General features: G+C 69.9%; 5 protein-coding genes and 1 pseudogene. 2 read left to right on the forward strand and 4 right to left on the reverse strand.

What is annotated here, in order from left to right:
* Positions 1–203: 203 nt before the first annotated feature.
* Positions 204–1,403 (forward strand): porin, encoded by a 1,200-nt coding sequence (locus F3J18_RS23080; protein WP_025099816.1) that lies wholly within the window; start codon positions 204–206, stop codon positions 1,401–1,403.
* Between the two features lie 257 nt (positions 1,404–1,660).
* On the opposite strand, the gene F3J18_RS23085 is transcribed toward F3J18_RS23080, so the two are convergent.
* Genes F3J18_RS23085 through F3J18_RS23100 form a run of 4 tightly spaced genes read right to left on the reverse strand, consistent with a single transcriptional unit; the run spans position 1,661 to position 6,707 of the window.
* Positions 1,661–3,508, reverse strand: a complete 1,848-nt coding sequence (locus F3J18_RS23085; protein WP_166914432.1) for an ABC transporter ATP-binding protein — start codon at positions 3,506–3,508, stop codon at positions 1,661–1,663.
* Positions 3,505–4,335, reverse strand: a complete 831-nt coding sequence (locus tag F3J18_RS23090) for an ABC transporter permease (protein ID WP_036051891.1) — start codon at positions 4,333–4,335, stop codon at positions 3,505–3,507. Before F3J18_RS23090 ends, F3J18_RS23085 begins: the two co-directional genes overlap by 4 nt.
* Positions 4,336–5,274, reverse strand: a complete 939-nt coding sequence (locus F3J18_RS23095) for an ABC transporter permease (RefSeq protein WP_025099819.1) — start codon at positions 5,272–5,274, stop codon at positions 4,336–4,338. It abuts the gene before it with no gap.
* A gap of 8 nt (positions 5,275–5,282) precedes the next feature.
* Positions 5,283–6,707: an ABC transporter substrate-binding protein gene (locus F3J18_RS23100; protein ID WP_240156425.1), complete on the reverse strand. Its 1,425-nt coding sequence runs from the start codon at positions 6,705–6,707 to the stop codon at positions 5,283–5,285.
* Between the two features lie 10 nt (positions 6,708–6,717).
* Here F3J18_RS23100 and F3J18_RS38285 point away from each other — a divergent pair.
* Positions 6,718–6,923, forward strand: a pseudogene (locus F3J18_RS38285) (hypothetical protein); the annotation flags it as partial.

Below are 6,923 nucleotides of genomic sequence, written 5' to 3' on the forward strand. Positions count from 1 at the left end.
TTGCGCCGTTTCCACATCGCCGATCGCCGCCGAAGCCCGTGCCGGCAAGGCGATCGGATCAACAGATCGCGATGCCTGCGATCGGTCTTCCTGACAAAAAAATGCCTGCTTAGCATTCCTCCCGACCCAACAGGTCGGGGGCGGGAGACATCGGGTGTCCCCGCGACACACCACACCCATCGGCAAGGCCGAGGACCAAGGCAATGAAAAAAACGCTTCCTGCAATCGCCGCGCTGCTCGCGCTGTCCGGCGTCGCGCACGCGCAAAGCTCCGTGACGCTGTACGGCTTGATCGACACCGGCTTCGCCTTCAATTCCAACTCCAAGGGCGGCCGCCAGTACTCGGCCTCCTCGGGCAACCTGCAGGGCGACCGCTGGGGCCTGCGCGGCATCGAGGATCTCGGCGGCGGCTACGCCGCGATCTTCCGCCTCGAGGGCGGCTACTCCGTCAACAGCGGCGCGCTCGGCCAGGGCGGCGCCCTGTTCGGCCGCAAGGCCTACGTCGGCCTGCAGACGCCCTACGGCACCGTCACCCTGGGCCGCCAGTACGACGCGCTCGGCGACTACGTCGGCGACTTCGAGGCGGCCAACTTCGAGAAGTTCGTACCCGGCACCGAGTGGGGCAGCATCTACGGCGCCCACCCCGGCGACATGGACAACCTCGACAACTCCTACCGCATCAACAACACCGTCAAGTACGCCAGCCGCTCCTACAACGGCCTGAAGTTCGGCGGCATGTACAGCCTCGGCGGCCAGGCCGGCGACGTCACGCGCAACCAGGTCTGGGGCCTCGGCGTCGGCTACGACCACGGCCCGTTCGCCGGCGGCATCGCGATCGAGCGCGCCAAGAACCCGAACTTCGGCGTGTTCGGCACCAACCCGAACGCCAACTCGGCCACCGCCGCCAATGCCGCCAACGTCAGCAATCCGGTGTTCAGCGGCTTCGCCTCGGCCGGCGCCTGGCAGGTGATCTCGGCCGGCGCGGCCTACCACCTGGGCAATGCCACCATCGGCGGCGTCTACAGCAATGTCGCGTTCCAGAACCTCGGCGCCACCGCCGGCGCGGGCCTCAATCCGCTGCACCTGAGCGGCACCGCCAAGTTCAATATCGGCGAACTGAGCGTGTCCTACCTGCTCACGCCCTCGCTGCAGCTCGGCACCGCCTACACCTACACCAAGGGCAGCTCGGTGGGCTCGGTGTCGGGCGCGACCTACAACCAGGTCAACCTCGGCGCCGACTACTTCCTGTCGCGCCGCACCGACCTCTACGTGGTCGGCATCTACCAGCACGCCAGCGGCGTCGACTCGACCGGCAAGAAGGCCGTGGCCGCGATCGCCAATCTCTCGAACTCCTCGAGCGACCGCCAGGCCGCCGTGGTGTTCGGCATCCGCCACAAGTTCTGAGCATCGCCAGGCAACACCAAACGGGCGCGCGCCGACGGCGGGTGCCCGTTTTTTCATGGCGGCGCGGGAAGATGGTCGATTGATGGCTTCGAGGCGCCTTGCCCGATGAATCCACCTCGCCCCGCCCACTTCGCCCTGCCTCACCGCCCCGCTTCGCATCCCTGCTTCACGTCCTCGCTTCACGTCCTCGCTTCACATCCTTACTTCACAGCCCGTCGCGCGAGACCTTCCCGCCGGCCTCGCGCGCGGGCCCCGTGCTATCGCAACGCCACCCAGTGTCCATCCTGTCCATCGACCGCGCTGAGCGTGACCAGCCGCCCCGCGGCCCGATCCGGATCGAAGTAGTCGTCCGCCGAACCGCGCATCGGCGGCACCTCGCGCACCATCACGCGAAAACCCTGCTCGCTGTCGCCATGCAGTTCCGGCACCGCGCTCAGCAGGCGCCGCGTGTAGGGATGGCCGGGACGGTCGAACACGGCGTCGCGCGATCCCAGCTCGACCACGTGGCCACGCAGCATCACCAGCACGCGCGTGGCGATCTGCTCGACCACGCCGAGATCGTGCGAGATCAGCAGGCAAGCGAAGCCGTAACGCGCCTGCAACGAGGTAAACAACTCCAGCACCTGCTTCTGCACGGTCACGTCGAGCGCCGACACCGGCTCGTCGGCGATGATCACGGCCGGCCGGCTCACCAGCGCGCGCGCGATCGCCACGCGCTGGCGCTGGCCGCCCGACAGCTCGTGCACGAAGCGCCGCGCATGTTGGCCCAGGCCCACGTCGGCCAGCACCGAGGCCACACGCGCGGCTCGCTCGGCCGCGTCGAGCGAGCGATCCAGGCGCAGCCCCTCGGCCACCAGCTCGCCCACGCGCATGCGGGGGTCGAGCGCCGAATAGGGGTCCTGGAACACGATCTGCACCGCGCGGCGCGCGGCCTGCAGGCGCTTCGCGCCGCCGTCGAGATAGGTCGCGCCGTCGAGCAGCACCTGCCCCTCGGCGGCCTCGACCAGGCCCAGCGCGACCTTGGCCAGGGTGGTCTTGCCGCTGCCCGATTCGCCGACGATCGCCAGCGTCTCGCCCGCATGCAGGCTGAACGAGGTGGGGAACACGGTGCGCTGCTTGCCGTGACGCGTGTTGGCACCGGCGGCCGCTGTGCCAGTCGAACCCGCCGCCGCGCGCCGGAACCAGCGCGCGCATTGCGCGACCAGGTCCTGGCGCGGCAGCGCGTAGTCGACCGCCACCTCGCGCATCTCCAGCACCGGGCGCGCGGCGCGATCGATCGCGGCCGGCGCCGCGTCGCCGCGCCGGGGCAGCGCATCGAGCAGGGCTCGCGTATAAGGATGCGTCGGCCGCGACAGCACGCGCTCGGCCGAGCCGATCTCGATCTGCCGCCCCGCGCGCATGACCAGCACGCGCTCGGTATAGGCGGCCACCAGCGCCAGGTTGTGGCTGATGAAGATCAGCGCGGTGCCTTCGTCGCGCGTGAGCTCCATCATCACGTCGAGCACGTCCTTCTGCACCACGCAGTCGAGCGCGGTGGTCGGCTCGTCGGCGATCAGCAGCCTGGGCTTGAGCAGCATCGCCGAGGCCAGCACGATGCGCTGGCGCATGCCGCCCGAGAACTCGTGCGGGTAACGCCGCATGCAATCGCGCGGATTGCGCACCCGCACGCGCTCGAGCATGGCCAGCGCGCGCCGCTCGGCTTCCTCGTGCGACAGGCCGCGCCGGCGCCGCAGCGCCTCGGTCAGTTGCACGCCGATCCGGAACGCCGGGTTCAGCGACACCATCGGCTCCTGGAACACCATGCCGATGCCCACGCCGCGCGTCTCGCGCCACTGCGCGGCGCTGTGCGAGAGCAGCGGCGCGCCGCCGAAGCTCACCGTGCCGCCCATCACGCGCGCCGCGTCGGGCAGCAGCCCGAGCAGGGTCTTGCCGATCAGGGTCTTGCCGCTGCCCGACTCGCCCACCACCGCCAGCGAGTGCCCGGCGGCGAGATCGAAACTCACGCCGTCCACCACGCGTTTCGGCTCGCCGCCCGGCACGTTGAAACCGAGCGTAAGCGCATCGACGCGCAGCAGCGGCTGCGCCGCCTGTTGATTCGCGCTCATCGCGTCACCCCCTTCATGCGCGGATCCAGCAGGTCCCGCAAGGCGTCGCCGAGCAGGTTGATGCCCAGCAGCGCCAGTGAAATCGACATCCCCGGAAACAGCGCCAGCCAGATCGCGCGATCGATCGCGTCGCGGCTGTCGGCCAGCATGCCGCCCCAGGTCGGGGCCGGCGGCGGCACGCCCAGGCCGAGGAAGCTCAGCGCGCTCTCGGCCAGCAGGGCCGAGCCGAACAGCGAGGTGGCGAACACCAGCAGCGGCGTGACGATATTGGGTAGCACATGGCGGCCGAGCGTCCAGGCCCCGCCGTTGCCCATCGCCTGCGAGGCCAGCACGAAGTCGCGCTCGCGCAGGCTCAGGGTGCCGCCGTGCGCGATGCGCGTGACCGAGGGCGTATAGGCCAGGCCCAATGCCAGCACCACCGAGCCCTTCGAGCCGCCAACCACGGTCATGATGCCAAGCGCGAGCAGCAGGCCCGGAAAGGCCATCAACGCATCGGTGAGCACCATCACCACGCGGTCGAGCGCGCCGCCCGCGTAGGCCGAGACGGTGCCCAGCGCGGTGCCCGCCACCAGCGCGAACAGCACCGAGCCGAGGCTGACCGTGAGGCTCACGGCGGCGCCGGCCATGATGCGCGAGAACACGTCGCGGCCGAACTCGTCGGTGCCGAACCAGTGCAGCGCGCTGGGCGCGGCGTAGCGCGTGAGCGGATCGACCGCGCTCGGATCGTAGGGCGTCCAGATCAGGCCGAGCAGCGCGGTGGCCACCAGCCAGCCCACCAGCAGCGCGCCGAGCGCCAGGTTGAAGCGTTTGAACAGAGAGCGTTTCATTCAGATTTTCATCCGGGGGTCGAAGAGCGGATGCAGAAGGTCGACGATCAGGTTGACCAGCACGTAGAGCAGCGCAATCACCAGCAGGCAGCCCTGCACCACCGGGTAGTCGCGCGCGTAGATGCTGTCCACCAGCAGGCGCCCCATGCCGGGCAGGGTGAAGACGGTCTCGATCACCGCGCCGCCGGCCAGCAGGTGGCCCAGCACCAGGCCCAGCACGGTCAGCGTCGGGCCGAACGCGTTGGGCAGCGCATGCAGCAGCACGCGCGGCTCGGAGAGGCCCTTGGCGCGCGCGTGGGCGATGTACTCGAGGCGCAGCACCTCGATGCTGCCGGCGCGCATCACGCGCATCAGCACCGCGATCTCGCCGAGCGCGACCGCCAGCACCGGCAGCAGCAGGTAGCGCAGGCTGCCCCAGCCGGCCTCGGCGAAGCTCTGGTAGCCGAAGGTCGGCAGCCATTGCAGCTTCACGCCGAACAGCCACATCAGCAGGATGCCGATCCAGAAGCTCGGCAGCGAGACGAACAGGATGCCGGTGAAGACGATCGCCGAATCGGTACGCCGGTTCTGCAGCCAGGCGGCCACCAGGCCGGCGGGAATCGCGATCAGGGCCGCCAGCGCGGTGGCGGCCAGCACGATCTGCGCGGTCACCGGGAAGGTGTCGCGAATCAGCTCGCCCACCGGCTGGTGGCGCACGATCGACATGCCGAGGTCGCCGTGCAGCAGGTGGACGATCCACAGCATGAACTGCTCGGGCAGCGAGCGATCGAGGCCGAACTGGTGGCGCATCTGCGCGAGCAGGGCCGGGTCGTTGATGTCGCCGAGCATCAGCGCGGCCGGATCGCCCGGAATCGCGCGGATCATCGCGAACACCAGCACCGTGACGATCGCCACCGAGGGCACCGCCATCAGGATCCGTTTGAACAGGTAGGACAGCATGCTATTTCTCAGTGCTTGATCACGTTGAACACGCGCGTGCGCCGCATCGGCCAGGAGCCGACGCCCTCCAGGCGGCTGCTGACCTGCAGCAGCTCGGGCGCGAAGTACATCATCAGCATCGGCGCGTCGGCCAGCATCAGCGCGTGCAGCTGGTCGAACACCTGCTGGCGCTGCGACTCGTCGGTCATGCCCTGGAGGCTGCGCCACAGCGCCCGCGCCTTGGGGTTCTCCCATTGCGCCATAGCACGCTTGTCCTTGTCGCCGATCACGTCGCCGTACATCAGCTCGGGATCGATGCGCGCCGAGTAGGCGAAGGACATCAGCTGGAAATGGCCCGAGCGGAAATCGGCGAGCTGCTTGCCCCACTCGACCAGGTCCAGGCGCGTGGCGATGCCGGCCTGGCTCAGCAGCGACTGCATGTAGACCGCCAGGCTGTACATGTGCGGGAAGCGCCGGCTGGTCTCCAGGCTCAGCACCTGGCCGTGGTAGCCGGCCTCGGCCAGCAGGCGGCGCATCTCGGGCAGGTTGCGGCGGTAGCCGACGGCGTCCTCGGCGCTGAACAGCTCGGTGGCGCCAGGCACCAGCGAGGGGTTGTAGGGCGCGCGCCCATCGGTGACGGCCTTGACGATGCTCGGCAGGTCCAGCGCCAGCGCGATCGCGCGGCGCATGCGCACATCGGCGAGCAGCGGATCGCGGGTCTGCATCAGCAGCATCGCCGGATCGGCGGTGGGGCCCGTCACCAGGCGCCAGCGCGGGTCGCTGGGCAGCACGCCGTTCTCGCCCACCGACATCAAATCGATCTGGCCGGCCACCAGGGCCGATTTCTGCGCGGCCTCGTCGGGGATCACCACGAAGCGCACGTCGCCATGGGCGAGCTTGGCGCCGGCCAGGCCGCTGGGCGGCTCGGCGCGCGGGCGGTAGCCGGCGAACGGGCGCAACAGCACGTACTGGCCGCGCTTCCATTCGGAGAACACGAAGGGGCCGGTGGCGACCGGCTTGAGCCACTCGCCCCGGGCGTCGACGCTGGAGGGGCTGAGCACCGCCAGCGGGCAACGCGGGTCGACCATGCGCGTGAGGAACAGCGCGCTCGCGCGGTCCAGCTCGAACACCACCGTCATCGGGTCCGGCGTGCGCAGCGCGAGCACGCGCGGGCCGCGACTGCCGTCGTAGACGTTGCGGCACTCGAAGCCGGAGCTGCGCTTCATCAGGAACTCGAAGCTCCAGCGCACCTCGCGCGAGGTCATCGGCGTGCCGTCGTGAAAACGCACGCCGTGGCGCAGGTGGAAGGTGTAGGTCTTGCCGTCGGGCGAGATCTCCCAGCTATCGGCCAGCATCGGGCCGACGCTCAGGTCCGCGCGCAGCGCCACCAGCGACTCCACCACATTGGCGAGGATGTTGTCGGTGGCGGTGTTGCGGGCGATGTTGCCCGGCATCGAGGTGGGCGTGTCGGAACCTTCGGCGACGCGGATCTCGGGTTGCGAGGCAGGTTGCGAGGCAAGTTGTAAAGCCGAGGACGCAGCGGATGAGGCGCCGGCGGCCGCGGCCGTCGCGGCGCGCGCCGCGGCCGGCCCCACCATCGCCGATACCGCGCCCGCCTGGGCCGCCTCGCTCGGCGAGGGCCTGCAGCTCGCGCAGATCGTCGAGGAAGT

The sequence above is a fragment of the Burkholderia sp. Ax-1720 genome (genome assembly GCF_011753035.1).
Taxonomy (GTDB): Bacteria; Pseudomonadota; Gammaproteobacteria; order Burkholderiales; family Burkholderiaceae; genus Burkholderia; species Burkholderia gladioli.

What these genes read in the sequence shown, in the direction of transcription:
- F3J18_RS23100 (WP_240156425.1), bottom strand. Translation starts at nt 6,707, where the DNA reads ATGCCGGGCAACATCGCCCGCAACACCGCCACCGACAACATCCTCGCC.
- F3J18_RS23090 (WP_036051891.1), bottom strand. Translation starts at nt 4,335, where the DNA reads ATGAAACGCTCTCTGTTCAAACGCTTCAACCTGGCGCTCGGCGCGCTG.
- F3J18_RS23085 (WP_166914432.1), bottom strand. Translation starts at nt 3,508, where the DNA reads ATGAGCGCGAATCAACAGGCGGCGCAGCCGCTGCTGCGCGTCGATGCG.
- F3J18_RS23095 (WP_025099819.1), bottom strand. Translation starts at nt 5,274, where the DNA reads ATGCTGTCCTACCTGTTCAAACGGATCCTGATGGCGGTGCCCTCGGTG.
- F3J18_RS23080 (WP_025099816.1), top strand. Translation starts at nt 204, where the DNA reads ATGAAAAAAACGCTTCCTGCAATCGCCGCGCTGCTCGCGCTGTCCGGC.